Consider the following 26,173-nt stretch of genomic DNA (forward strand, 5'->3'; position numbering starts at 1 on the left):
CTGGCCCTCACATGATCACGCTCGATCCCGGATCGAGTGGCCTAGCCTCCGTGAGATGCCACTCGATCCGGGATCGAGCACGATCTTGCCCTGGTACAGCTGGGCCTCGGGTCACCTTTCGTGCGACTGACGCCAGTCGCGGACCGCGTCGCGCATCCGGTCGAACACCGCCACCGGCGGCCCGAGCAGCATGTTGCCCACCGGCGACTCACCGGCCGCCGGGTGGGGCCGGGTGGGTGAGACCGCCTCGGCGGCCCGCACGGCACCAGCCATCTGACGCAGCCGCTGCGGATCGGTGTCCCGCCGCAACTGCGGGAACTCCTCCTGCTCCTCATGCCGCGCATGCGCCAGCACCGCCTGCTCGAACGCGGCGAACCGGGCGTCGAACCCCGGTGCCGCGGTACCCATGTCGTACAGCTCGGACAGCTCGCGCTTGGCCTCACTCTCCTCGCGCAGCCGCGCGTCGACCACCGCGTCCCCGGCATCGGCCCGCGCCGCCGGATGGACCACCTGCTCCTCGGCGCTCTCGTGCACGGCCAGCAGGCGTACGAGATCCTGGAATGCCTGCTGCTTGGCCTCCCCCTCGCTCTCCCTGACCTCCGCGAACAGCGACTTGATCTGCTCGTGCTGCTCAACGAGCAGATCAATGACATCCTGCTCCGGCTTGGTTGCGGTCATCATCAACCTCCGCTTGTCGAACTCGTCCTTGTCGTCCCCCTCTACCCGACCTGGACGAGCCCACACGCGGTCATGGTCACGCTCGATGTGGGATCGAGTGGTCATGTAGCGTCCCCAGGCCACTCGATCCCACATCGAGCACGATCTTGCGGCAAGATCACGCGACATGCGGGAGACGGTCGCCATCGCCCTGATCACATCGCTGTCCACCCTGACGGCCGCCGGCCTCACCGGCCTGGTCACCGCGCTGACCGTGCGACGCCAGGCCGCCGGCCAACTCGCTGCGGCCCGGGAGGAGCGCGCAGACCAGCGCGCACTGCGCCGGAACCAGGAGCGGCGGGACACCTACGTCAGCTTCCTGGCCGCCTGCGACCGCGCCTACCGGGCGTTGGACACCGGATGGGTCGGGCCGGAAACCGCACCGGGCGAGGTGCTGCCGTACCCGGCGCTGCGCGCCCTCGACGAGGCGTACAACCTGGTGCTGCTGGTCGGTCCGAACCTGGTGGCGCAGGCCGCCGGGCACACGGTGCGCAGCATCAACAAGGAGTACGCCGACCAGCGCCGACTGCGCCGGGAGGGTGCTGACGAGAGCGGCCCGTTGGCGGAAAGCAACCATGCCGAGCACCTCGCTGCCCTCCGATCCCGCACAGAGCGACGCGACGCCTTCGTCACCATAGCGCGGGAGTCCCTAGAGGCATCGTGGCCGGTCAGCGGGTGAGGCAGACCAGGGTGGCCCGACGCCGGGTGTCCCTGGAAAGGCCACGTCGATGATCGTGTGCCGGGGCCGACACCGGCAGGCAATCCGGCGCGATGGTGAATGTGCTGAGCTGTGACCCTCATCTGTCACTCAGCGGATCAGCGCCAGAGTGGAATGATGACCCCATCGATCGAGTGGCCCCGTCGAGCCGGTCGCGAGGAGAGTCGAGCCGATGAATCTTGACAAGCTGTGGACCGACCTAGCCACAGAACTGTTGGGCGTACTCGCGGCGTACCGGTCGCGGGTGGCCGACTTGGACGTGCAGGAGAAGGCCGACCAAACCCTGCTCACCGAGGCCGATCTAGCGGTTGAAGAGTTGATTATCAACCGAATCCGGGCCCTGGATCCGGTTGCTCGGGTGCTGGCGGAGGAGTCCGGCAGCGGTACCTGGCGGCCCGGTGAGGACGAGGAGCCCGAGCGGATCTGGGTGATCGACCCGATCGACGGCACAGCCGAGTTCGTCAATCCCAGCAGCGCGGAGTTCTGTTCCGTGATCTGCCTGCTAGAACGACGGGAACCGGTCGCCACGCTCATCGTCGCACCCGAGTTGGGGACCGACCGCACACCGATCGTGGTGGTCGCGTCCCAGGCTGAGTGCACGATCACGGTCAACGGCAGACCGGCGAGACACATCAACGAACCGGTTCGTGTCGCATCCCTGACTCGTAGCGCTCGTTCCGAAGCCCCACCACACGAGACCGCTATGGCTGCGGCTGGCTACACCCTGAAGACGCGGACCACATCACAGACGCTGGACATGCTGCGTACCGCCGTGGATCTCACCGATTTCGCGGCCGATGCGCCGCGCTTCGACCTCTTCTACCGTCCTCGACAGAAGGTCTGGGACGGTCTCGCAGGCTTGTGTGTCGGTGAGATCGTCGGTCTAATGTCCACGGATGCGAAAGGGGTTCGGCATCTCCCCGTATCCATGGCAACACTTGCCCAACCAGAGCCGACGTTCGCCAGCACCGTGATGGGTCGCCCGGAGGCCGTCAAGTGGTTCGTAGAGCAGGCGCAGGGCTCCCCCACCGCAATACGGAAGTCCTCGTAGACGTCACATCGATCATCAGTGCCGAGGACTTCGTCGTTGCGCAGAACCGGGTCAGCCGGCCTGACGATCCGTTCGCCCGCCAAGCGTTTGTCGAGCTGATCCAATCCCTGATCTTCATGGAACGGGTATGGGTGGCCCACCCGGTGCTCGCCCGCCCTTCGGCCGCCGATTTCGGTGGAAAGCCGCACCTCCTCCGGGCGTTGGCCGACGCTGGGCTGCTACATCCATTGCAGTTGGACGTCCACGAGACCAGTCGGGTGCGCGACGCCGAGGACATGGCGCTGCACGAGTTGCAGAGTTGGCGCGGCCACAAGGTCCTCAGCCAGTTCATCGAACAGGCGGTCGCCTGCGACGATGCCCTGCCTGATCAGCGCAACTCACTGTCGAAGCGTATCCACGGCTGGTGTGCTTTCCAGGCAGCCAATGTCCGCGTGGTCGGCCACCACTCGGATCGCATCGCCACACCCGACGGGGTGGAGGACGACCCTTTCGGCGCTTGGGCGAGAGCGGCATCGATCGTGCTGCGAGGGCCCCTTCAGTCCATGGCACCCTCCGGCGAGGAGGTCTACGTCGCGGCGACCCTGGCGCGCGGGCTCAAATATCAGGCGCGTGCCGATGCCACCAGCCTCTCCTACCAGGCACATCCCGTCCGACGCGATTTCCTGCTGACCTTTGACCTGTCCACCGAGGGTGCCACCGAGACTGTGGTGCTCGACGTCATCAAGGCAATCCGCGGCATCCACCAGTCGCTCGTCACGGCGGCGGACGACAGCGACACCCACCGGGTGCAGCTTCTCGAACTCGAATTACCACTGCTCGGTGGCCGGCTCTGGCAGCAGGACGAAACCGGCCAGCTGAGCGAACGCGCCTGGGTCGACCTCGTTGTCGCCCGCATCGCCGAATATCGCGACAAGGCCGCCGACCTGCGCGCTGCTGTCGCCCGCTGTGTCACCGACGAGGACTACCTCCGCCTCGCCCGCGACATCAACGGCGCGAAGCGGCAGCTACTCGAACGACTCGGCCTGCGCAAGGTTGTGCTTTCGCCGGTAGAGCAGGAACTGGTCAACGGAGTAGCCTCGGTGACCGAATCGGTGCCTGGTGTCCCCAAGGTGGCCGGCATGTGGATCGGAGCACGGGCGCTCGGCAAGCAGGTCTCCGCCACGGGCACGCCGGTGCAGCGCTTCCTCTACAAGGAGTTCTACCGCGCCTGGAAACGCGCCGGCCGCTGAACCAGCATCGGAGTGACGAGCGTCGTTGGTCGCCGCATCACGTTCATGATCACGCTCGATCCGGGATCGAGTGGCCTCACTTACGCAACGAGACCACTCGATCCCACATCGAGCGTGATCTTGCGAGCGTCACGGCGGTGGGGGCGGTGGGATGGTCAGCGGGTTAGGCCGACGAGGGTAGCCAGGCGGGTCACGCCGGGTGGGGCGGGGCGACCCCGGGCAAGCTCGGCGAGGAGGGTATGCGCGGAGGGGCGCAACCGGACCTCAGCGGGCGCGACACCATCCGCCGCGACCAGCATCCGGCCAGCCCCGGCCAGGTCACCGTGCAGCAGGTACGCCCGCGCGGCGTCCACCAGGTAGGCGCCCCGGTACTCGGCCGACAACCGCCGCCACCCGTCCCGCCGGATCAACAGCTCGTGCCGACCGACCGCCTCGGCCGCAGCACCCCGCTCGACCGCCACCACCACCCGCGCCAACTCCACGGCGACCGGCCCGAAACTCGTACCGTACGGATCGTCGGCGACCTCGGCCCGGCTCGCCACCGCTGCGGCCTGGTCGAGCAGCACCCCGGCCTGCCCAGGATCGCCGCAGCCCGCAGCGGCGAGAGCGGCCTGGAGCAGCAGCGTCCCACCCACCGCCAACTCCTGCGCCCGCCGACCCGACGACACCTCAGGTCGGGTCGCAGCGCTGGTCAGCCGCTGCGCGGCGGCAACGGTGGCCGCCAGCGCCAGCCGCTGCCGACCGGCGAGCCGCAGCGCCTGCCCGATCGAGATGGCCGCCGTACCCGCCAACACCGCATCCTCGCCGGCCGCCGCCACCGCCCGGTCGGCGGTCAGCCACCCGAGGTCGGCCTCACCCAGCTTCACCAGCACCGAGGAGGCGACCCGGTACGCCTGCACCGGCAACTCGCCGTGCTCCGACCCCGACGACAGTTGCACGGCGTCCAGCAGTCCGGGCAGCGCCCGCACCACCTGGGCGTACTGCCCATGCTGAAAGCTCAACCAGGCGTGTCCCACCCGCCGACGCAGCTCCGCCACCGGCACCTGACACGCCGACGCCTCGAAGACCCCGTACCGCGCGAGCGCCGCTCGTACCCCGTCAAACCCATCGCGTACGTCGGCACCGACCGACGGCGAATGCTGGCCAAGCAGCACCGCCGGATCGATGCGCAGCACCTCGGCGATAGCCTGGATCACCGAGAACCTGTCGAGTCGACGGGCACCCCGCTCCACCTTGTCCACCCAGCTCTTGGACTTGCCCAGCCGGTCAGCGAGGCCCTGCTGCGTCATCCGCCGCCGCATCCGCCACTGCGCCACCCGGCGGCCGATCGGCACCTCACTGCGGCCGGTCACGCCGCCACCGCCGATCCGGCACCGCCCGAGTGGTCTCCTCCATCGGTACGCGCTCCGCCTCGGCCTGCTCCAACAGCCGCCGCTTCGCCGCCTCCCGCTCCGCCGCCTGAATCTGCTCACCCCTGCTGACCGACTCGTTGTCCCGACCTGGCATCCCGACCTCCAACAGACTCGGCCGTGGAGATAGTGATCAGGGGCTGCTCGCCGTCTCATCTGGCCGAAAAAGGCGACGCCTTCCCGAACCGGACGTTAGGGCAATGCGGTAATTACATGATTACCAGCAGCTATACAGCCAGGCGAATGCCCATCCGGCCAGCAAGCAGCCGCAGATCATCCGAGACAGCCCGACGCCTCGCCCGCTGGGCAAGGGTCACCACGGCATCGCGGGCAAGCGGGTTCAGTGCAAACGGTATGGGTGCGACCCGCTCGGCTTGCACGAAGGCGCCCAGCGCTTCGGCATCCCGACGGCCGGTGTCGGCGTACGCCCGACCCAGGTCGAGCCAGTACGACAGTTGGCGATTGGTGGCCGCGAGGATCTGAGGCCGTACCGTCCGGGACAGTTCGATCACCTTGCCCATCTCGCCTTGCTCTGCGGCGATGGACATCCTCCAGAGACCCACATTGGTCGGACCGAACCCGCACCCGTTGAAGCCGCCACCGTCCGCCGGATCCCCGAGGCTCGCCGCCTCACGGCTCGCCTCGGCAAGGTGGTCCCGGGCGACGTCGGCCCGGCCGTCCACCGTCGAGGTCAGGGCCGCCGACAGGTGAAGCTGGCCGAGCATCTGCCGCACCCGCTCATCACCAGCGTCGTTCTGCAACTCGACAAGCGATCGGCCTGCGGCCCGGACAGCGAGCGAAGCGGACTCGATCGGCAGGCTCTGCACGTACGCGAACCGTGCCGCACCGAGCCACGCGGGATGCTCGGCTTCCTCGGCCGCGGATACGGCGACGCGAGCCGCATTCAGCGCCAGATGGCGGTATCCGAGGTGCCGCAGACATGTCGCAGCCTGGTAGGCCGATTGAGCGAGCACGGTGCCGCCCACGGCAGCAGACTCCAGCAACAGATCGGGAAGCATCCGCGCCATCGCCGGGTAGTTGCAGAGGTTGCGAAGCTGATCAGTGCGCGCCAGGTCTGCCGTCAACTGCTCCTGCGAACGAGTCGGCGGCCGACGTTCGCCATCCTCGATCTCGATCAGCGCGGACCAGATCGCCGGTACGCACTCGGCGGCACCCTCGCGGGCCGGATCGCCCGGCTCCGTGCCCTGTCCGAGCAGATCAGCCACGGTGACCTGTAGTGCTGCGGCGAAGGACACGAGAGTAGATCGCCGGTCGATGGTCTTCCGACCCGACTCGATCTGTGAGACATAAGGCTGACTGACGCCAGCGAGCCCAGCGAGGACGGCCTGAGACATCCCGCCCCGGCGCATCCGCCAGTAGCGGATCCTCGCCCCTACGGTGTCCGCATTCTGGACCATGGCTGCACCCACTTCCATGTCGCCGATTCGGCCAACATCGAACGATTCGCGTGCCTACTTACTGGACGGTACTCTGCCTGCCCACATGCCATTGATGCTCACACGGAACGACGCCAGCTCCGGACCCTCCGGAGATAGCCCCAGGCAAACACACTGGCAGGCGCATGGAAGTGCGATTAGCGGGCGACAAGGAACATCGGAGGCTTCCTACTCTCGTCGCTCGGCTGCCGCTGCCCACGCCCAGCCATGACCGGACCCCGGCTGAAGTATTGACATACATCGAGTGAGCGCGTCGACCCGAAGGTCGATGGACGATTCAGGCTGCTCGCTCCGAGCCCAGATGCCATTGACAGATACCGGCAGCCCTACTCGTGGCTGAGCATCTTTACCGGCTACAGTTCGAGGACAAGTCCGAAATCAATCCCCCAGCATCCGCCCAAACGCATTTGGCCAGCGCATTCGATGTGCTGCTCGTACGAAATGGCTGACCATTGTCATCCACCACCATCGTCCCAGTTTGGCCTTGCGATGACCAATCTACCTCGATCCGCCAGTCGACGTCATACTTCGACACAACGCTCGAGATGACAAAGCTCTCCGCTTCATCGATCGCCACTTGATACGGGAATTTGGCGGGATCGAGGCGAACGTCCGCCTCGCCACTAATACTGCCGGTTGTCTTCGACGTAACGGTAGGTGGATTCTTATCTAGGTTCGCCTCCAAGTATCGATACTCAAATGGCTCTCCACAGAGCACACGGACTTGGGTGCCACGAATCGGAAGGCGACGAGGCTCAAGCACAGCCACCCGAATGCGGTCGATCACGACCCTGGCCTGGGAAGTCCCCTGAACAGTCAGCACAACTTCATGTCTATTGCTTCGGACCGCCCCTTCCCGCCGGGCCCAAGATGGCCAATCAATGTATTCACTGGCCGGGAGTGGCTCCGCGAGGAGTTTCGAATCACCCGGAACGACCCACCCTTCTCGGCAATACTCGTCAGACTGCTGCACGGCTATAGTCAGTGGAGCTTGGCTACCATTTGCATTTGCAGTCGCTACAACTTCAACCTCCCCCTTACCGGAATCCTCAACATCTTTCGACTCGTCAGTAAAAAGTGGGGGTATGACGGCCACAGCTATGGCGGCACAGGCAGATATTGCCGCTGCCGCGACCGTTCCAATAACCGTTAATCGAGCGATCCGTCGATTTTCAGAAGGTTGGCGACCTCGAACCGACTGCCGCGCCGTTCCAGACTTTGCTCGGGACAATTCACTCTCTCCGCTAGGTTCACTTACCTCAAGGTTGCAGCTTGGCAAAACTCAAATCTTACGACCGACTCTTGGCCATCCCTCATGGGTTCGCAGTCCTCCGCCAAGACCCATAAGCTCAGGAGCCGGAATTATCCCCCATACAGGCATGCAGCACTCTCAAGTGTCGAATATCTGACTGATGGAGCGAAAGTTGCGCTGTCCTCTCAAGGACTGCTCGGGATTACTCCCTCTGCCGACTCCTCATACGAAACGCGCCTGGCCTCCGCTTCCCGCTTCGGAACCCCTGTTGCGCCTGCTCACAGCGCCACGATCGCGGCCGTTTCTGCTGGTAGGTCGATGCGGTCTCGGGTCACCGTGACTCCCTCGGCCGTCGCCAGCAGCACCCGGCGGGCCACCCCCGGCAACGTCACCCGTTGCGGCTTGTCGGCCAGGTTCGCCGCCACCAGGCAGCCGCCCCGGCGCATCACCAGGAACCGGTCCCCGTGCCGCACCTCGACGGCGAACAGATGCGGATCGGACAACTCGGGCCGGGACTTCCGCAGCGCGATCAGCCGCCGGTAGAAGTCGTACATCGTCCGGTGTTCGGGTTTGTCCAGCTCGGCCCAGTCCAACCGGGAGCGTACGAAGGTCTGTCGGTCCTGGGGGTCCGGCACCGTCTCGGCGGACCAGCCGTGGGTGGCGAACTCCTGACGGCGGCCGAGCACCACGGCGGTGGCCAACTCGGGTTCGGGGTGGGAGGTGAAGTACTGCCAGGGGGTCGAGGCGGCCCACTCCTCCCCCATGAAGATCATCGGGGTGAAGGGGGAGGCCATCAGCAGCACCGCCCCCACCCGGAGCAGCCCGGGCGACAGGGAGGCCGAGAGGCGGTCACCGACCGCCCGGTTGCCGATCTGGTCGTGGTTCTGCAGGTACGCCACGAAGCGGTGCCCGGGGGTACGCGGGTCGACGGGCCTGCCGTGTTGGCGGTTGCGGAAGCTGGACCAGGTGCCGGTGTGGAAGAAGGCGCCGGTCAGCACCTCGGCCAGGCATTCCATGGTGCCGAAGTCGCCGTAGTAGCCCTGCCGTTCCCCGGTCAGCAGGGTGTGCAGGGCGTGATGGGCGTCGTCGTTCCACTGGGCTTGCAGGCCGTAGCCACCGGCTTCACGTGGACTGATCAGCCGAGGGTCGTTGAGGTCGGATTCGGCGATCAGGGACAGCGGGCGGCCCAGGTGCACCGACAGACTCTCGACCTCGACGGCGATCTCCTCCAGCAGGTGCACCGCGCGGGTGTCCGGCATGGCGTGCACGGCGTCCAGGCGCAGCCCGTCCAGGTGGTAGTCGCGCAGCCACATCAGCACGCTGTCGAGGATGAAGCGGCGTACCCCGTCGGAGTGCGGGCCGTCCAGGTTGACGGCCTGCCCCCAGGGGGTGGTGCGGTCGCTGAGGTACGGCGCGAAGCGCGGCGCGTAGGCCCCGGAGGGCCCGAAATGGTTGTAGACGACGTCGAGAACCACCCCCAAACCGCGCGCGTGGGCGGCGTCGACCAGCCGTTTCAGCCCGTCCGGGCCGCCGTAGGGTTCGTGGGGGGCGAACCAGCAGACCCCGTCGTACCCCCAGTTGTGTTCGCCGTTGAAGGCGTTGACCGGCAGCAGTTCGATCATGTCGACCCCGAGGTCGACCAGGTGGTCGAGCTTGCCGATCGCGGCGTCGAAGGTGCCCTCGGGAGTGAAGGTGCCGACGTGCAGTTCGTAGAGGATGCTGCCGGGCAGTTGCCGGCCGGTCCAGGTGCCGTCGGTCCAGGCGAAGGCCGAGTGGTCGTAGCGGCGGCTGAGGCCGTGCACCCCGAAGGGCTGCCACGCCGAGCGGGGGTCGGGCAGGGCCTGGTCGTCGTCATCCAGCAGGTAGGCGTAGTCGGTGGCGGCGTCAGGCACCTCGACATGCCACCAGCCGTCCCGGCCTACTCTCATTTCGTGGTCGGCGTCGGGCAGGCGTAGCCGTACCCGTTTCGCCTCGGGCGCCCAGACCGTGAATTCGGACATGACGCAGCCTCCCGGGTCAGGTGGTGGGCACCAGCAGAGCGACGGGATATGTGGCCAACAGGTCCGCGAGTCGGACCCGTCCATCACTGTAGACCCGACCGGTGAACAGGCACGACATCTGATTAACGGGCAGTGACAGGGTGGTGTCGCGCCAGCCGCCCTCGGCGGCCAGCCGCAGCGGCAGGCGGGTGGCGACGGCCACCGCGCCACCCCGGTCGAAGGCCACGGCGTGTCGGGCGGCCGGGCCGTGCACGAGCATCGGCTGGTAGTCGCCGAACAGCTCCGGGCGGTCCCGGCGGGCCCGCAGGGTGCGGGACACCACGAGCAGCTTGGCCGCGCCGGTGGCGTCCACCGCCGGCTGCCAGCCGGCGTCTAGCCGGGCCAGCAGTTCCCGGCGTACGGCGAAGTCGACCGGGCGGCGGTTGTCCGGGTCGACCAGGGAGTTGTCCCACAACTCGGTGCCCTGGTAGGTGTCCGGCACCCCGGGCATGGCGAGTTGGATCAGCTTCTGCCCCAGCGAGTTGGACCAGCCGGCCGGGGTGATCTCGGCGGCGAAGGCGGCCAGCTCGCAACTGACGGTCGGGGCGTCGTACATGGCGTCGACCAGGGCGTGCATGGCCTGTTCGAAGGCCGGGTCGGGGTCGGTCCAACCGGTCGAGGCGGCGGCCTCCCGGGCGGCTTTCTCGGCGTACGCGTGCAGGCGCTCGCGCTCGATGGGCCAGGCGCCGACGGCGGTCTGCCACAGCAGGTGGGCCAGGGCGGTGTCCGGCAGCGGCACGGCCGCCATCCAGCCGGTGACCAGTTGCGCCCAGCGCTGCGGCATTTCGGCCAGGACGGCCAGCCGGGCGCGGACGTCTTCGCCGCGTTTCGTGTCGTGAGTGGACAGGGTGGTCATGCTGGTCGGCCAGCGGTCGTGCCGGGCGACGGCGAAGCGGTGGAACCGGCCGGGCAGGGTGCCGAAGTGGGCAGGGCTGCCACCGACCTCGTTGAGGGCCACGAACCGGGTCCACCGGTAGTAGGCGGTGTCCTCCACCCCCTTGGCCATCACCGCGCCGGTGAACTGGGGGAAGCGGCGGGCCAGTTCGTCGTCGGGGTCCCGCAGCCGCCGGGTGACCGCGTCCAAGGCCCCGGTCAGGTCGGTGCGGCGGCGGCCGGCCTCGGCGCGGGCGTTGGCCAGGTGGCGTACCCCGTCGGGCGGGTAGCCGCGGTAGACCGGGAAGGCGGCGGCCAACTCGGCCAGGGCGGCGCGGGCGGCGTCCGGGTCCACCTCGGGGGCTAGGGCGGCCAGGCGGGTCAGCTCGGCGGCCAGCAGTCGGGTGGCGGCGCCGAGTTTGGTGTCGTGGGTCAGGTCGGCCCAGGAGGTGGCCCGGCCGGTCAGCCGGGTGTCCAGGGCGGTGAAGTCGGCTTCGGCGTCGCCGTCGACGAAGAGTCCGCAGACCGCCGCCAGGGCGTCGTAGCCGGTGGTGCCGTCGACCGGCCAGCCGGGCAGTTCCTCGCCGTACTCCAGGATCTTCTCCACGATCAGCCAGGTCTCGGGGGCGGCCTCGCGCAACCGGGCCAGGTATGCGGCGGGGTCGCGCAGCCCGTCGGGGTGGTCCACCCGGATGCCGTCGATCTCGCCGGCCGCCGCCCAGGCCAGGATCAGCTCGTGGGTGGCGGCGAACACCGTCGGATCCTCCACCCGCAGCCCGGCCAGGCTGGCCACGGCGAAGAACCGGCGGTACGTCAGCTCGGCGTCGCCGCGCCGCCAGGAGACCAGCTCGTAGTGCTGCCGGTCGTGCACCTCCCGTGGGCTGCCGTCACCGGTGCCCTCGGCGATCGGGAAGCGGTGCTCGTGGTAGCGCAGTTCCCCGTCGACGATGGCTAGGTCGTCCAGCGCGTCGGGGTCCTCGGCGAGCACCGGCAGCAGCAGGCGACCACGATCCCAGTCGATGTCGAACCAGTCCGCGTACGCCGAGTCGCGTCCTCGGCGCAGCACGTCCCACCAGGCCGGGTTGGCGGCCGGTACGGCTACCCCTACGTGGTTGGGCACGATGTCCACGACCAGGCCGAGCCCGACGGACCGCAGCGCCCGCAGCAGCCGTTGCCGGGCGGGTTCGCCGCCGAGTTCCGGGTTGACCTGACCGTGGTCGACCACGTCGTAGCCGTGGGTGCTGCCCGGGGCGGCGGTCAGCAGCGGGGCGCTGTACAGGTGGGTGACGCCGAGGTCGGCCAGGTAGCCGGCGAGGCCGGCGGTGGCGTCCAGGTCGAAGTCGGGGCGCACCTGCACCCGGTAGGTGGCGCCGAGGGGCTTCGCGGTCATCTCAGGCGACCCTCTCCAGCACCACCAGGGACCGGTCCGGTACGCAGATCGTCGCGCCGGCCTCGACGGTGGTGCCCTTGTCCTGGTCAGGTTCGGCGGTGCTGATGACCAACTCCCACCGTTGGCCGAACTCGGCCGGCGGTGTGGTGAAGTCCAGTGGTGCGTCGTGGGCGTTGAAGCAGAGCCAGAAGGAGGCGTCGTGGTGACGTTGGCCGTACTGGCCGCGTTCCCGGATGCCGTCGCCGTTGACGAACAACGCCACCGAGCGGCCGAAGTCGTTGCCCCAGTCCTCACCGGTCATCTCCCGCCCGTCCGGGGTGTACCAGGCCAGGTCGGGCAGGGGTTCGTCGACCTCCCGGCCGCGTACCGGCAGGCCGGTGAAGAAGCGGCGGCGCTGGAACACCTGGTGTCGGCGGCGGAAGGCGACCAGTCGGCGGGTGAAGTCGAGCAGGTCGTGGTCGATGTTCTCCCAGTCGACCCAGGCCAGCTCGCTGTCCTGGCAGTAGGCGTTGTTGTTGCCGCGCTGGGTGCGGCCCAACTCGTCGCCGTGGCCGATCATCGGCACCCCCTGGGAGAGCAGCAGGGTGGCGATGAAGTTGCGCCGCTGCCTGGCGCGCAGGGCCAGCACCCCGGGGTCTGCGGTGTCGCCCTCGACCCCGCAGTTCCAGGACCGGTTGTGGCTCTCCCCGTCCCGGTTCTCCTCGCCGTTGGCCTCGTTGTGCTTGTCGTTGTACGACACCAGGTCGGCCAGGGTGAACCCGTCGTGGCAGGTGACGAAGTTGATGCTGTGGAAGGGGCGGCGCCCGTCGTCCTGGTACAGGTCGGCGGAGCCGCAGATGCGGGAGGCGAACTCGGCCAGGGTGGCCGGTTCGCCGCGCCAGAAGTCGCGGACGGTGTCCCGGTACTTGCCGTTCCACTCCGTCCACTGGGGCGGGAAGTTGCCCACCTGGTAGCCGCCGGGGCCCACGTCCCAGGGCTCGGCGATCAGTTTGACCCGGCTGACCACCGGGTCCTGCTGCACCACCTCGAAGAAGGTGGAGAGCCGGTCCACCTCGTAGAACTCCCGGGCCAGGGTGGCGGCCAGGTCGAAGCGGAACCCGTCGACGTGCATCTCGGTGACCCAGTACCGCAACGAATCCATGATCAGTTGCAGGGAGTGCGGGTTGCGGACGTTCAGGCTGTTGCCGGTGCCGGTGTAGTCGACGTAGTACCGCCGGTCTTCCTCGCTCAGCCGGTAGTAGCTGGGATTGTCGACCCCCTTGAAGCTCAACGTCGGGCCCAGGTGGTTGCCCTCGGCGGTGTGGTTGTAGACCACGTCGAGGATCACCTCGATGCCGGCGGCGTGCAGGGCCTTGACCATGCCCCGGAACTCCTGCACCTGCTGGCCCAGGTTGCCCAGGGCGGAGTAGCCGTGGTGCGGGGCGAAGAAGCCGATGGTGTTGTAGCCCCAGTAGTTGCGCAGCCCCTCATCGGCCAGGCGGTGGTCGTGGACGAACTGGTGCACCGGCATCAGTTCGATGGCGGTCACGCCCAGCCGGGTCAGGTGCTCGATCATCGGGGGTGAGGCGATGCCGGCGTAGGTGCCGCGCAGTTCCTGGGGGATGCCGGGCAGCCGCATGGTCAGGCCCCGTACGTGCGCCTCGTAGATGACCGAGCGGTGGTACGGGATGCGCGGCGGGGCGTCGTTGCCCCAGTCGAAGTAGGGGTTCACCACGACCGACTTCGGCATGAAGGGCGCCGAGTCGGTCTCGCTCATCCGCTCCGGTTCACCGAGGGTGTAGTCGTAGACCGCCGGGTCCCACTGCACGTCGGAGTCGATCGCCTTGGCGTACGGGTCGATGAGCAGCTTGTGCGGGTTGCAGCGCAACCCGTTGGCGGGGTCGTACGGGCCGTGCACCCGGTAGCCGTACCGCTGCCCCGGTCCGAGGCCGGGGATGTAGGCGTGCCAGACGTACGCGTCGACCTCGCGCAGCTCGACCCGGCGCTCATGGCCGACGTCCCACTCGTCGAAGAGGCAGAGCTCGATCCGCTCGGCCACCTCGGAGAAGATCGCGAAGTTGGTGCCCATCCCGTCGTAGGTCGCCCCGAGGGGGTACCGCTCGCCCGGCCAGACCTGCATGTCGCTCCTTAGGCAAGAATCATGAGCGCGCCCGCATCATGAACCCACCCGTCCGGGGGACCCGGCGGGTGCGCGCCGGCGTAATGCCCCGCCCGGTCCGCCGCCAATCCATCCGATCGGATGAATGCCTGGTGGCCGCCCGACTGACCCTGGGTGAATCCGCATGGTGCCCTCAGTCACTGTGATCGTCCTCAAGGTGCGGAATCGGCAGAGATGACGTTTCCTTGTTGCGCGCGTCCAAAACCCACAGTTTGTTCTGTCGCCGCCACCGAAGTCGGCGCGTTCCTCCCTGCACGGACGGAGACTGATGTGACGACCCTGCGGATCGGCGGGCGTACCGCCACCGCCACGGACCGGTCCCACCGGCCCACCCTCATCTCACGAGCCCAGTTCCCGGCCCAGTCCGGCCCGGCCACACCGCCGCGCGGCCACCGCATCCTGATGCTGTCCTGGGAGTTCCCGCCGGTGCTCGTGGGTGGACTGGGTCGGCATGTGCACGCCCTGTCGGTGGCCCTGGTCGCCGCCGGGCACGAGGTCACCGTCGTCACCCGTCACGCCGAGGGCGCGCCGCTGGAGGAGTACGTCGACGGGGTGCGGGTAGTCCGCGCCGCCGAGGACCCGGTGACCTTTCCGCTGGCCACGGAGAGCCTGCTGGCCTGGACGATGGCGTTCAACCACACCCTCACCCGTGCCGCCCTGCGGGCCGCCCAGACCGGCGGGTACGACGTCATCCACGCCCACGACTGGCTGGTCGCGCACACCGCGATGACCCTGTGCGATCACCTCGACCTGCCGCTGGTCAGCACCATCCACGCCACCGAGGCGGGTCGGCACCAGGGCTGGTTGCCCGGCGAGATGAACCGCACCATCCACGGGGTCGAGCAGTGGCTCGGCAGCGAGTCCACCCGGGTGGTGGTCTGCTCCGGTTACATGCGCGAGGAGGTGACCGGCCTGTTCGGGGTGCCGGCCGGTCGGGTCGACGTGGTGCCCAACGGGGTGGAGCCGCACCGCTGGCGGGTACCGGCCAGCGCGGTGGCGCAGGCCCGGGCCCGGTTCGCCGGGGAGGGTCCACTGGTCACCTTCGCCGGCCGACTGGTGTACGAGAAGGGGGTGCAGCACCTGCTCGCCGGGCTGCCCCGGCTGCGGGAGCGGCACCCCGGGCTGCGCGCGGTGATCGTCGGCGACGGCCCGTACCGGGCCGAGTTGGAGGCCGACGTGCACCGGCTGGGTCTGGCCGACACGGTGAGCCTGCCCGGGTTCCTCGGTGGCACGGATCTGCCGGCGGTGATGGCCGCCTCGGACTGCTTCGTGGTGCCCAGCATCTACGAGCCGTTCGGCATGGTCGCCCTGGAGGGGGCCGCCGCCGGTGCGCCGCTGGCGGTGGCCGAGACCGGCGGGCTCGCCGAGATCGTCGAGCCGGGGGTCACCGGAGTGACCTTCCGTCCCCACGACCCGCAGGCGTTGACCGACGCCGTGCACACCCTGCTGGCCGACCCCGAGCACGCCCGGACCCTGGCTCGACGGGCCCGGGTGATGGTGCACGAGCAGTACGGGTGGGCGGCGATCGCCAGCCGCACCGCCTCCGCGTACGCCTCGGCCATCGCCCAGGCCCCCACGGTCGCCGCCGAACGCGCGGCGCAGCAGATGGCCCACGGTCGGCCACGCCCGTCGGTCCCGGAGGGCAACCTGCTCGCCGCCGCCGGCCTGCGCTGACCCCTCCCACCCGCCGGTCATCGCGCCCCCGGGGTTCCTGCCTCCGCGCGCCGCGCACTGCCTGCCGGCGACGTCGCTGCCTGCGGCGTCGCCGGCCATGGGGTTGCCGTCTCTGGCGTCGCCCTGCGGCCATGGCGGTGCCGAGGGTGATGTGGCGGGCGGGAGTAGGAACTCCCCTGCTCCCCCTTTGCTCTGCTTCAACCCACGCAACGGCCCTTGAGCTGCATGGATGCGGCGGACGGGCGCGGGCGGTGACGCCACCGCCAACACGGTCGGTGACCTGTGCGTGGGTTGAAGCAGAGCAAAGGGGACGGAGGTGGGGTGGTTGGGCGGCGGCACCGGTACGGACGGTAACGGCGTCGGGGCTGAGGGCGGGACGGCTTCACGGCACGGGTGTCGATGCGGGGCTGCGCGGCAGGGTGCGGTCAGCGGGGACTCGGTGGCCGTGAAGGCGGCCTCGGGGCCGTTCGGGTAGCCGAAACTGTCGTTACGATCTTGCATCCGCACTGGTCAACGGCCGTTCACATCCGACAGACTCGCGTACATCCAGCGGGGGCGGGTCGAGGAGGATGCAAGTGCGGGTGCTCCTGGTGGAAGACGATCTGCGCGTATCGGCGGGGCTGGCCTCGGCGCTGCGACGACGGGGGCACGAGGTGGTGCAGGCGCTCACGGCCGCCGAGGCGGCCGAGGCCGAGCCGGTCGATCTCATTCTGCTCGACATGAATCTGCCCGACCGGGACGGTCTGGAGGTGTGTCGGCGCATCCGTCAGCACAACGAGGAGGTCGCGATCATCGCGGTCACCGCCCGGGCCGAGGAACACGACCGGGTGGCCGGGCTGCGCGCCGGTGCCGACGACTACGTGGTGAAGCCGTTCTCGATGGTGGAGTTGCAAGCCCGCATCGACGCGGTGATGCGCCGGACCAGCCGTACCGTGCGGGCCACGACCGCCCTTCAGGTGGGTCCGCTGCGCATCGATGTCGACGCCCGCCGGGTCTGGATCGACAAGCGCGAGATCGCGCTGTCCCGCAAGGAGTTCGATCTGCTGGTGGCGCTGGCCCGGCAGGCCGGCACGGTGGTGCCCCGGGACCGGTTGCAGTTGGAGGTGTGGCAGACCACCTGGGCCACCCGGCACAACCTGGACGTCCATGTGGCAGCTCTGCGGGGCAAACTGGTCGACGCCGGACTGGTGGAAACCGTACGGGGGGTCGGATATCGGCTGCGGGTCGACTGAGCCGAGGGTGGCCGCTGCCGCCAACCTCAGATCATCCTCAAGATTCCCAGCCCTCTACCCCGCGACAGGCCCACGGCGGGTGTGCTGTTCGACACCCAGCCATACCTCCTGTTTGGAGATCCTTTTGAGATACAGACGGACAAGGGCCGGTGTCTTCTCCAGCCTGCTAGCCGCCGTTCTCGCGGTGACGGCGTTGCCCGCCCAGGCGCACGGCCAGTCGGCCGGCACCGCCGTTCAGACCCAGGCGGAGCCGAACCAGGTTCAGAACGTGAGCGTCGTCCAGGGCGACGGGTACGCGACCCTGGCCTGGACCCACGTCGACGGGGCCACCGACTACCAGATCGAGCGGACGCCCGTCGCGGAGGATGGCACCGCGACCGGCAACGGCGTGATCGTCGGCCTCTGGCGGCCGAACCGCCAGATCAACAACGACAAGCCGACCTTCGCCGACGCCGGGTTCGCTCCCGGTGACCGCTTCCAGTGGCGGGTCCGGGCGCGGTTCGGCACCGAGGCGCAGCCGTACTCGGCCGCGGTCACCGCTACCACCAAGCCGCACTGGGGCGACCCGAACATCCCGGGTCAGAACCTGCGGACCCAGTGGGAGGAGACCCTCGGCGCGCAGTACACCAGCGACGTCAACGAGTACGCGTACACCGCGGCCATCGACGAGCTGAGCGACCGGGTGCGCGTGACGGAGATCGGCCGCACTGTCCACAACCGGCCGATCAACATGTTCATCATCGGCTACCCGAAGCCGCCGGCGACCCCGGAGGCCGTGGCCGCGACCAGCCCGCTGGTCGTCAACTGCAACGTGCACGGCAACGAGCCGGGCGACCGTGAGGCGTGCTTCATCATGGCGCGCCAGCTGGCCTTCACCCAGGACCGGAGCACGCTCGACCTGCTGTCGAAGACCACCGTGCTGATCGTCCCGACGATCAACGGGGACGGCCGGGCGGCCAACAGCCGGGGCAACTCCACCGGTCAGGACCTCAACCGGGACCACTCGCTGATCCGTCAGCCGGAGACCCAGGCCTTCGCGGAGATGGTCCGCGACTACCGGCCGATCGCCGGGTACGACGGCCACGAGTACGGCAACAGCAACACCGGTGACCTGCCGATGCTGTCGCCGCGGCACGCCAACGTGGCCCAGGGCATCTTCGACGAGTCGCAGGACATGATCGAAGGCCACATGTACACCGAGGGCGCCAAGGACGGCTGGTGGGCCTGCCCGTACGGCTGCACCGCCGGTGCCACCGTCGGTCTGGGTCAGGAGACCATCCTGCGCAACACCCTCGGCCTGAAGAACGTGGTCAACTCGCTGCTGGAGCTGCGCAGCTCCGGTGGCCCCACCCGGCCGGGCGAGACCAACACCGCCACCAACCGCCGCCGCAAGACCTACTCGGGGCTCTGGACCTTCAACCAGTTCTTCCAGTACCACGGGGCGGCCCTCAAGGACCTCAACAAGGCTCGGGCCGACGCGATCAAGTTCCAGTCCGCGAACACCGGGCCGATCGTCCTCGAGGGTTCCCGGGAGATCAAGGCGTACCCCGCCCCGCACCCGGGTGAGGCTCCGCCGCCGGTCGACGCTCCGCGCGAGGAGAACATCCTCCAGCACGCGCCGTGCGCGTACAAGCTCACCGAGGAGCAGTACAACGGTGCCCGCACCGACGGTCCGGGCGGCCAGGGCACCACGGTGGCCCAGCGGCTCGCCGCGCACGGCTGGAAGGTCATCAAGACCGCCGACGGTTACATCGTTCCGCTGTCCCAGCCGCAGCGGGGCCTGGTGCCGCTGCTGCTCGACGAGCAGGCCGTCGCCGGCCTGGTCGCCGGCGAGCGGATCATGCCGACCGTGACCGGTACCCGCAAGGGTGCGCTGACGGTTTCCGGTGTCACCTGCATCGCCGACGCCACCGTGCGGGGCGCGATCACGGTGAAGAAGGGTGCCACGCTCATCGCCACCGGCAGCACGATCAACGGTCTGGTCCACGCTGACCGCGCGGCCGGGTTCGTGCTGACCGACAGCAAGGTCAACGCGATGGTCAACGTGCTCAACACCGCCGGCCCGGTCATCATGGTCGGCAACAAGATCAACGGCTCGGTGCTGGTGCACGGCACCAAGGCCAGCGGCCCGGCCGACGTGGCCAACGGCGTCATCGGGGCGCCGCTGGTGGCGGGCAACAACCTCACCGGTCTGCTGACCTGCACCAGCAACGCCGTCACGCCGGTGAACCTGGAGACCCCCAACACCGTTCGGGGCCTCAAGATCGGCCAGTGCGCTCGCCTCTGAGCCGCTGACCGTCAACCGGTAACAGACGTACCGGCAGGCCGGTTCCGCGCCCGGCCTGCCGGTACACCAAGTGCGGAGTGGAGAACACCGTGACCGACGTCTTCCTCGACACCATGAGGCCGACACCACGGCGGGTCCGACGGGCCGGCCCGGCCACCGGGTTGGCTCTGGCCACGCTGCTGGCGGTCACGGGGTGCACCGGTGACAACGCGACGGGCGACGACGGGATCACGCCCGTCGCGTTCACCGTCACCGGTCCACTCTGCGCCGAGCTGCCGGCGGGCGCCGAGCCGGGGAACCCGGAATCGCTCGCCGGCATGCCCGCCGACCAGGCCGTGCAGTGGATTCCCGTGCTGACCACCTTCGACGCGGCGGTCCGGGCCACCGGTATGGCCGGCGAGCTGACCGGGGTGACCGTGTTGGCGCCCACCGACGACGCGTTCGCGGAGAAGTTCTCCCGGACCAACCTCGACGAACTGCTGCTGCACGACACCGACGAGCTGCGTGAGTTGCTGCGCGAGCACCTGGTGACCGGGCCGATGTCGGTCTCCGAGATGGTCGCCGCCGGCACCGTGCGGACCCTCGCCGAGGGCGAACTCACCGTCACCGCTCAGGGTTCGGGGGCCCGGTTCGGCACCGAGGCGGAGACCCTGTGTGCCGACTACCAGGCGACGAACGCCCGAATCCATGTCATCGACCACGTCCTCGGGTCCCTGCCCACCACGGCCGGTGGCGAGGACGATCATCCGTACCACTAGCCCGCGGGGCAAAACCCCCTCCTCGCGGACCACGACGGCCGCCGACCCCGGATCGGGGCGGCGGCCGTCGTGTTGTGTCGTCGCTTGTTAAGAAGGGGCCCCTTCTCTACGCCAGGCGTTAAGAAGGGGCCCTTCCTTACCGGTCAGCGGTTGTCGAGCGGGAGGTAGTCGCGTTCGGTGGCGCCGGTGTAGACCTGGCGCGGCCGACCGATCTTGGTCTCCGGGTCGTTGATCATCTCGCGCCACTGGGCGATCCAGCCGGGCAGCCGGCCCAGGGCGAACAGCACGGTGAACATCTTCGTCGGGAAGCCCATGGCCTTGTAGATCAGGCCGGTGTAGAAGTCCACGTTCGGGTAGAGGCGCCGGGAGACGAAGAAGTCGTCGGCCAGGGCGATCTCCTCCAGCTGCATCGCGATGTCCAGCAGCGGGTCGGGCTTGGCCATCCGGCCGAGCACGTCCTGGGCGGCCTTCTTCACGATCGCGGCCCGCGGGTCGTAGTTCTTGTAGACCCGGTGGCCGAAGCCCATCAGCTTGACGCCGTCCTGCTTGTCCTTGACCTTGCGGACGAAGGACTGCACGTCACCGCCGTCGGCCTGGATGCGCTCCAGCATCTCCAGTACGGCCTGGTTGGCACCGCCGTGCAGCGGGCCGAACAGGGCGTTGACCCCGGCGGAGACCGAGGCGAACAGGTTGGCGTTGCTGGAACCGACCAGGCGTACGGTCGAGGTGGAGCAGTTCTGCTCGTGGTCGGCGTGCAGGATGAAGAGCATGTCCAGCACCCGGGCCATCACCGGGTCGACCTCGTACGGCTCGGCCGGCACCCCGAAGGTCATCCGCAGGAAGTTCTCCACGTAGCCCAGGGAGTTCTCCGGGTACAGCAGCGGCTGCCCGATGGACTTCTTGTAGGCGTACGAGGCGATGGTCGGGACCTTCGCCATCAGCCGCACGGTGGACATCTCCACGTGCTGGGCGTCGAAGGGGTCCAGGCTGTCCTGGTAGAAGGTGGAGATGGCGCTCACCGCGGAGGAGAGCACCGCCATCGGGTGGGCGTCCCGGGGGAAGCCGTCGAAGAACCGGCGCATCTCCTCGTGCAGCAGCGAGTGCCGCCGGATCCGCTCGCTGAACTCGGTAAGCTGCGTGCTGGTCGGCAGCTCACCGTAGATCAGCAGGTAGGAGACCTCCAGGAAGGAGCTCTTCTCGGCCAGCTGCTCGATCGGGTAACCCCGATAACGCAGGATGCCCGCATCCCCGTCGATGTAGGTGATCGCGGACGAGCAGGCGGCGGTGTTGACGAAACCGGGATCGTACGTCGTCAGTCCGGTTTCCTTCAGGAGCTTGCCCACACCGATGCCGGCGGGGCCCTCGACCGCGGAATGTACCGGCATCGACAGCTGCCCGCCGGAGTGATCGAGCTTGACTTCCGTCATGTGTTTCCTCGCTTCGCCGGCAGATCTACGTTGAATTGCCTTCGCTTCTACCGTAATTGCGGTTGCGACAACACCGCTCGCCGTGGTTCTGCGGTGAGGTATGCGTCACCCGTTTCCCGAGCAGCCGGCAGGGAAACCCCGACCATCGGGACAGAAAGGAACGCAGAGCGCCTCTGAGACGGAAATCGGCGGCCGGAAAAACACTGCGCGGGGACTCAGTCAAGACCCGTTTGGCCAGCTCCGACGGTTCAGGAGATGGCTAGCTGCCGGAGGGTGCCGGCCGGATCGACCAGGTACAAATCCAACTGATTCGCCCCGGCCCGGAAGAAACGGTCGTCGGCGAGCAGGGCGGCGAAGCGCCTACCTCCCGGATCGGGGGCGACCACCGGCACCACCGAGGCCACCGTGCCGTTGACGGCCACCGCCAGCAGGGTGCCGTCAGGCACCTGTTCGGGCAGGGTGCCCCAGATCAGCGCCGGCAGTTCGCCACTGTCCGGGTCGACCGCCCGGAAGCCGTCCTGACCGGCCAGGCGTACGGTGCCGCCCATCGGGGCCTCGCCCACGGCGGTGCCGACCAACGGATGCGGGGCCGGCGGGGGCAGGGGGTCCGGCACCCCTCCGGGCAGGGTGAGCGGTTCGGCCGGCTGGTCGTAGAACACCTTGGCCTCGGCGCGCGGCGCCTGGCGGGCGGAGCGGCCGTCCACCGACCAGGGCAGCGAGATGGCGGCCTCCTCGGCGACCGTGGGCAGCAGGTCGACATGCTCCCAGTTGCGGTCGTCGACCCGGCCGGCGCGCTGCCCCGGGGTCTTGAGGAACATCGGCACCCAGGCCACCTCGTTCGGGGCGGCCCGGATCGAGTCCAGGCCCCGCCCCTGCACCCCCTTGGTGAAGCTGACCCCGTGGTCGGCGGTGACCACCACCAGGGCCTGATCCCACAGGCCGCTCTCGCGCAGCTTCCGCAGGGTCTCGCCGATCAACCGGTCGGTGTAGCCGAGCTGCGCCAGATGACGGGCTCGGGCCAGGTCCACCCAGCCCTCGCCCTCGTTGGGGAACTCCTGTGGAGCGTGATAGCGGGCCCCGGAGGGCAGGTACGCCCACGGTGAGTGCGGCATCAGCAGGTGCAGGAAGTGCAGGGTGGGGCGGGCGCTCGGGGTCAGACCGTTGAGGAAGCTGGTGAACCGGGCCGGCTGGTGGACGTTCAGGCTGTCCCAGCGGAACTTCGGATCGTCCGGCACCGGTTCGGCGGAGTCGATGCCCACTTCCTCGGCGGTGCGTTCCCGGTAGGAGTTCTCCGGGTCGATCCGGCTGTCCCGCGGGGCGGTCACCTGACCCAGCAACCGGCCGGTCTCCCGGACCAGCACCCCCAGGCCCTGCTCCGGCAGGACCGGCTGCTCACAGCGGCTGGGCGGGCAGAGCCGGGTGATGCTCTCCTCGGCGCGGATGTCGTACAGGCCGCCGAAGGCGGTGAACAGGTTGTCCGGGTAGTGCGAGTAGTGCGGGGCGGACGGCTGGGCCGGGTAGCGGCCGGTCAGCATGGCCGGCAGCGCGTACGGGGTCCAGCCGCTCACCCCGGTCGCGTTGCGGTACCAGGTGGAGGCGGCGGCCAACTCGGCGAAGTGCGGGAACCGGGCGGCGTCGATCCCGCCGTCCGGGCCGAGCAGGGAGACCAGCGGCAGCTCGTCGAGGACCAGCATGACCACCGGCGGGTGCAGGTTGCCGGTGGCGGTGCCGGCCGCGCCGCCCTCACCCCGGGGCAGCACCACCGGCCCGGTCGGTGAGGCGAACAGGAACAGCCCGACGAAGATCAGCGGACCGATGCCGGCCACCCGCAGCATCCGGCTCGGGACCCGCCACCGGCGATGGGCGTACGCCCCGGCGGCACCGACCACCCCGGCCAGCACCAGCAGGGGTACCCCCCGCAGGGGGGTCAGCTGCCGGCCGACCTGCACCGCCAGGGCGGCGACCAGCAGGCCCAGCAGCACGGAGTGGGTCGCCGTGCGGACCCGCAGACCGAACACTCCGCTGACCAGGCCGAGCAGCCCGACCGCCATGGTGGGCAGCACCGCGATCAGGGCCACCAGCAGCAGGATCTCCCGGCGGTCGGCGCGGTGGAACAGGAAGAAGTCCGGGCTGCGACCGAGCACGTCCAGCAGCGGCTGGGTGATCACCAGGCCGAGCAGGGCCGCGACCTCCACCATCCGAGCGACCTCGCTCCGCCAGCCGCCCCACCCCCACCACCGGCGGGCCCGCGCCTCGGTGCCGGGCTGGTCAGCCACCCAGGGCCACCTGGTACAGGGTGCGGGTGCCCGAGGGCAGCTCCAGCCGGTCGGTGACGGTGCCGTGCGCGGCCAGCAGGGCCTCGAAGGCCTCCCGCCGGTAGTCCGGGAAGAGTCCGTCGGGTTTGTTGGCCAGCAGCCGGCGGGCCATCGGGTCCTGCGGGTGGACGAACTCCACCACCAGCCGCCCGTCCGGGGCGGCCAGGGCGGTCAGGCACTCCACCACCTGCGGCAGCGGCACGTTACGGCCGATCGCCAGGTGGTGCACCAGGGCCAGGGCCAGGACGGTGTCCGCGCGGGTGCGGGCGGCGAAGGAGGCCCGTTCGACCCCCCGCCAGCCGCCGCCGGGCGACGGGTCGGCCAGGTCCATCACCAGTGGCAGCACCCGACCCTCCCCCTCCTCCCGCAGGGTGCGGTAGAGCCGGTCCACCACGGCCGGGTCCTGTTCCACCGCCACGACGTAGTCGGCGTGTGCGGCGGCGATCCGGGAGTACCGGCCGTCGTTGGCACCCAGGTCGAGCACGAGTCGCCGCCGGGTGGCGCCGGTCAGGGCGGCCGTGACGAACCCTTCCTTGGCCGCCCGGTCGGCCTCGGAGTAGCCGCAGGTGCGCTGGTAGTCCACCCAGTGGCTGGTCGGCGGCGAGTGATCCAGGCGCCGGACCAGCTTCTCCATGCCGCGTACGGTGGCCAGGGCCAGCTCCCGGCCGTACCCGGCGTCGCGCAGTTGGGCGCGGACGTCAGTGGTGGTCCGGGCGGCGTTGCGGCGTTGCACACTGCCGTGCAGGTGCACATGGGTGAACACCCCGGGCAGCAGGCGGCGCACCCCACGGAACAGCCGACCCATCTGGTCCGGTGCTATGCCGTCGACCTGGGCCCGCAGCCAGGGCTGGAAGTCGACCCCCAGGTGGGCGGTGAGCAGCAGCGGGTAGAGCAGGGTCTGGCAGAACTGCCGGTAGCCGGCCCAGGGCTCCCCCTCGACCAGCGGGGCGAACGATCCCACGTCGATGAAGACCGGTCGGGTGCCCCGCCATTGCAGGTTGTACGCCGAACCGTCCTTGGTGGTGAAGCCCGCCGGCAGGGCCGCCCGGAGGATCTCCAGGTGCAGCAGGGCGGCGTCACGCAGCATCGTGACGGACCACTCGTAGGGGTGGGAGACGAACGGGATGCGTTCGTGTCGCAGGACCGCCGCCCACCCCTGGGGGGCGCTCGCGGTCGGCAGCTCCTCGGTGCCGCAGACCTTGCCGTCGGCCATCAGGGCCGGGAAGAAGTCGGTGCCGCTCAGGGCCCGCCAGTGTCCCGCAGCGGTCTCGTCGAGCCCGCGCAACACCTGGACGCCGGCGTGGAAGACCTGGTTGGCCGGGTCCCGGAAGGAACCGGGCTCGGCCCGCAGCCCGGTGCCGGGCGGCGCGGAGGCGGTGCCGGGTCGGTCGGTGTCGGGCGGTGCGGGGTGGTGCAGGTGCGGGAGCGCCATGCCGATCAGCTCTGGTCGGTGGGCTGGCGGCGGAACCGGCTGACCAGTCTGCGCCAGTAGAGCTTGGCGGCCACCGCGACCCCGGCGACCCCGCCGATGACCGCCTGCACGATCAGGCTGCCGGATCCCGCGTCCAGGTAGGCCAAGTGGTTCACCGACCGCTCCTTCCCCTCGCCGTGTCGAATCGCCACCCCGACCAGGAAAGCTGACATTCAGGATTTAGCTGGTCGAGCCGGACTTATGCCACCGTACGCCGAGCTTCGCCGCCCTGTCGGGCAGAACGCCCACATCCCCTGTCCGTTTCGTTCAAGACGGTGACCACCGCTCGGCCGTAGCCTGCGGCCATGACCCCAGAACTGGATCTCATCGGCATCGTCAGCACGGACCTGGCCCGCAGCCTGGCCTTCTACCGCCGGCTGGGCCTCGACATCCCACCCGAGGCGGAACGGGAACCCCATGTGGAGGTACGGCTGCCCGGCGGTCTGCGCCTGGCCTGGGACGACCTGGACACCATCCGCTCCTTCGATCCGGACTGGACTCCCCCGGTCGGTGGCACGCGGGTGGCCCTGGCCTTCCGCTGCGCCGACCCCGCCGAGGTGGACCGCTGGTACGCCGAACTCACCGCCGCCGGGGCCCACGGTCACCGGCCGCCCTGGGACGCGGTGTGGGGGCAGCGGTACGCGGTCGTGCACGACCCCGACGGCAACGCCGTCGACCTCTTCGCCCCACTCCCCACCCCCGAGGGGTGAGCAGCT

At 69.3% G+C, this 26,173-nt stretch carries 19 protein-coding genes; 8 read left to right on the forward strand and 11 right to left on the reverse strand.

The window, feature by feature from the left end:
* Positions 1-111: 111 nt before the first annotated feature.
* A complete protein-coding gene (locus ABZ795_RS20345) occupies positions 112-744 on the reverse strand; it encodes a hemerythrin domain-containing protein (RefSeq protein ID WP_357531490.1) in 633 nt (210 codons plus the stop codon).
* 100 nt (positions 745-844) lie between these two features.
* Between ABZ795_RS20345 and ABZ795_RS20350 the strand changes: the two genes are divergently transcribed.
* The 3 genes from ABZ795_RS20350 to ABZ795_RS20360 all read left to right on the forward strand — a co-directional run bounded on the left by ABZ795_RS20350 (position 845) and on the right by ABZ795_RS20360 (position 3,715).
* Positions 845-1,396, forward strand: coding sequence for a hypothetical protein (locus ABZ795_RS20350; protein WP_357531491.1), 552 nt, complete (start codon positions 845-847; stop codon positions 1,394-1,396).
* 211 nt (positions 1,397-1,607) lie between these two features.
* On the forward strand, positions 1,608-2,486 hold the full coding sequence (locus ABZ795_RS20355; RefSeq protein ID WP_357531492.1) for an inositol monophosphatase family protein: 879 nt from the start codon (positions 1,608-1,610) through the stop codon (positions 2,484-2,486).
* Positions 2,432-3,715 carry a hypothetical protein gene (locus ABZ795_RS20360; RefSeq protein WP_357531493.1) on the forward strand — a complete coding sequence of 428 codons (1,284 nt, stop codon included), beginning with the start codon at positions 2,432-2,434 and terminating at the stop codon, positions 3,713-3,715. The genes ABZ795_RS20355 and ABZ795_RS20360 overlap by 55 nt, the downstream gene beginning before the upstream one ends.
* A 155-nt stretch (positions 3,716-3,870) precedes the next feature.
* Here ABZ795_RS20360 and ABZ795_RS20365 read toward each other — a convergent pair whose 3' ends face one another.
* The 6 genes from ABZ795_RS20365 to glgX all read right to left on the reverse strand — a co-directional run bounded on the left by ABZ795_RS20365 (position 3,871) and on the right by glgX (position 14,254).
* Complete coding sequence (locus ABZ795_RS20365) at positions 3,871-5,067, reverse strand: helix-turn-helix domain-containing protein (RefSeq protein ID WP_357531494.1); 1,197 nt, start codon at positions 5,065-5,067, stop codon at positions 3,871-3,873.
* Complete coding sequence (locus ABZ795_RS20370; protein ID WP_357531495.1) at positions 5,051-5,221, reverse strand: hypothetical protein; 171 nt, start codon at positions 5,219-5,221, stop codon at positions 5,051-5,053. Before ABZ795_RS20370 ends, ABZ795_RS20365 begins: the two co-directional genes overlap by 17 nt.
* A gap of 130 nt (positions 5,222-5,351) precedes the next feature.
* A complete protein-coding gene (locus ABZ795_RS20375) occupies positions 5,352-6,542 on the reverse strand; it encodes a helix-turn-helix domain-containing protein (protein WP_357531542.1) in 1,191 nt (396 codons plus the stop codon).
* A gap of 1,569 nt (positions 6,543-8,111) precedes the next feature.
* On the reverse strand, positions 8,112-9,833 hold the full coding sequence (treZ, locus tag ABZ795_RS20380) for a malto-oligosyltrehalose trehalohydrolase (RefSeq protein ID WP_357531496.1): 1,722 nt from the start codon (positions 9,831-9,833) through the stop codon (positions 8,112-8,114).
* 16 nt (positions 9,834-9,849) lie between these two features.
* Positions 9,850-12,135 (reverse strand): malto-oligosyltrehalose synthase, encoded by a 2,286-nt coding sequence (gene treY / locus ABZ795_RS20385; RefSeq protein WP_357531497.1) that lies wholly within the window; start codon positions 12,133-12,135, stop codon positions 9,850-9,852.
* Between the two features lies 1 nt (position 12,136).
* Positions 12,137-14,254, reverse strand: a complete 2,118-nt coding sequence (glgX, locus tag ABZ795_RS20390) for a glycogen debranching protein GlgX (RefSeq protein WP_357531498.1) — start codon at positions 14,252-14,254, stop codon at positions 12,137-12,139.
* 309 nt (positions 14,255-14,563) lie between these two features.
* Between glgX and ABZ795_RS20395 the strand changes: the two genes are divergently transcribed.
* The 4 genes from ABZ795_RS20395 (at position 14,564) to ABZ795_RS20410 (ending at position 20,244) form a co-directional block, all read left to right on the forward strand.
* The gene (locus tag ABZ795_RS20395) at positions 14,564-15,967 is read left to right on the forward strand and encodes a glycosyltransferase family 4 protein (protein ID WP_357531499.1); all 1,404 of its coding nucleotides are present in this window, start codon (positions 14,564-14,566) and stop codon (positions 15,965-15,967) included.
* 569 nt (positions 15,968-16,536) lie between these two features.
* The gene (locus ABZ795_RS20400) at positions 16,537-17,199 is read left to right on the forward strand and encodes a response regulator transcription factor (protein WP_327025467.1); all 663 of its coding nucleotides are present in this window, start codon (positions 16,537-16,539) and stop codon (positions 17,197-17,199) included.
* Positions 17,200-17,323: 124 nt separating this feature from the next.
* The gene (locus ABZ795_RS20405; protein ID WP_357531500.1) at positions 17,324-19,486 is read left to right on the forward strand and encodes a M14 family metallocarboxypeptidase; all 2,163 of its coding nucleotides are present in this window, start codon (positions 17,324-17,326) and stop codon (positions 19,484-19,486) included.
* Positions 19,487-19,575: 89 nt separating this feature from the next.
* Entirely contained in the window at positions 19,576-20,244 is a 669-nt protein-coding gene (locus ABZ795_RS20410; RefSeq protein ID WP_357531501.1) for a fasciclin domain-containing protein, read from the forward strand.
* A 143-nt stretch (positions 20,245-20,387) separates the two neighbouring features.
* Here ABZ795_RS20410 and ABZ795_RS20415 read toward each other — a convergent pair whose 3' ends face one another.
* The 4 genes from ABZ795_RS20415 to ABZ795_RS20430 all read right to left on the reverse strand — a co-directional run bounded on the left by ABZ795_RS20415 (position 20,388) and on the right by ABZ795_RS20430 (position 25,573).
* Complete coding sequence (locus ABZ795_RS20415; protein ID WP_357531502.1) at positions 20,388-21,671, reverse strand: citrate synthase; 1,284 nt, start codon at positions 21,669-21,671, stop codon at positions 20,388-20,390.
* A 248-nt stretch (positions 21,672-21,919) separates the two neighbouring features.
* Positions 21,920-23,947 (reverse strand): sulfatase-like hydrolase/transferase, encoded by a 2,028-nt coding sequence (locus ABZ795_RS20420; RefSeq protein ID WP_357531503.1) that lies wholly within the window; start codon positions 23,945-23,947, stop codon positions 21,920-21,922.
* Complete coding sequence (locus tag ABZ795_RS20425; protein ID WP_357531504.1) at positions 23,940-25,418, reverse strand: class I SAM-dependent methyltransferase; 1,479 nt, start codon at positions 25,416-25,418, stop codon at positions 23,940-23,942. Before ABZ795_RS20425 ends, ABZ795_RS20420 begins: the two co-directional genes overlap by 8 nt.
* Positions 25,419-25,423: 5 nt before the next feature.
* Positions 25,424-25,573 carry a hypothetical protein gene (locus ABZ795_RS20430; protein WP_171023063.1) on the reverse strand — a complete coding sequence of 50 codons (150 nt, stop codon included), beginning with the start codon at positions 25,571-25,573 and terminating at the stop codon, positions 25,424-25,426.
* A gap of 189 nt (positions 25,574-25,762) precedes the next feature.
* Between ABZ795_RS20430 and ABZ795_RS20435 the strand changes: the two genes are divergently transcribed.
* Positions 25,763-26,167: a VOC family protein gene (locus ABZ795_RS20435; protein ID WP_357531505.1), complete on the forward strand. Its 405-nt coding sequence runs from the start codon at positions 25,763-25,765 to the stop codon at positions 26,165-26,167.
* Positions 26,168-26,173 lie beyond the last annotated feature (6 nt).

Source organism: Micromonospora sp. NPDC047134 (assembly GCF_040643455.1).
In the GTDB taxonomy this organism is placed as follows: Bacteria; Actinomycetota; Actinomycetes; order Mycobacteriales; family Micromonosporaceae; genus Micromonospora.

Coding starts and splice junctions, on each gene's coding strand:
- ABZ795_RS20355 (WP_357531492.1), top strand. CDS start 1,608: ATGAATCTTGACAAGCTGTGGACCGACCTAGCCACAGAACTGTTGGGC.
- ABZ795_RS20415 (WP_357531502.1), bottom strand. CDS start 21,671: ATGACGGAAGTCAAGCTCGATCACTCCGGCGGGCAGCTGTCGATGCCG.
- treZ (WP_357531496.1), bottom strand. CDS start 9,833: ATGTCCGAATTCACGGTCTGGGCGCCCGAGGCGAAACGGGTACGGCTA.
- glgX (WP_357531498.1), bottom strand. CDS start 14,254: ATGCAGGTCTGGCCGGGCGAGCGGTACCCCCTCGGGGCGACCTACGAC.
- ABZ795_RS20370 (WP_357531495.1), bottom strand. CDS start 5,221: ATGCCAGGTCGGGACAACGAGTCGGTCAGCAGGGGTGAGCAGATTCAG.
- ABZ795_RS20435 (WP_357531505.1), top strand. CDS start 25,763: ATGACCCCAGAACTGGATCTCATCGGCATCGTCAGCACGGACCTGGCC.
- treY (WP_357531497.1), bottom strand. CDS start 12,135: ATGACCGCGAAGCCCCTCGGCGCCACCTACCGGGTGCAGGTGCGCCCC.
- ABZ795_RS20375 (WP_357531542.1), bottom strand. CDS start 6,542: ATGGTCCAGAATGCGGACACCGTAGGGGCGAGGATCCGCTACTGGCGG.
- ABZ795_RS20400 (WP_327025467.1), top strand. CDS start 16,537: ATGCAAGTGCGGGTGCTCCTGGTGGAAGACGATCTGCGCGTATCGGCG.
- ABZ795_RS20425 (WP_357531504.1), bottom strand. CDS start 25,418: ATGGCGCTCCCGCACCTGCACCACCCCGCACCGCCCGACACCGACCGA.
- ABZ795_RS20350 (WP_357531491.1), top strand. CDS start 845: ATGCGGGAGACGGTCGCCATCGCCCTGATCACATCGCTGTCCACCCTG.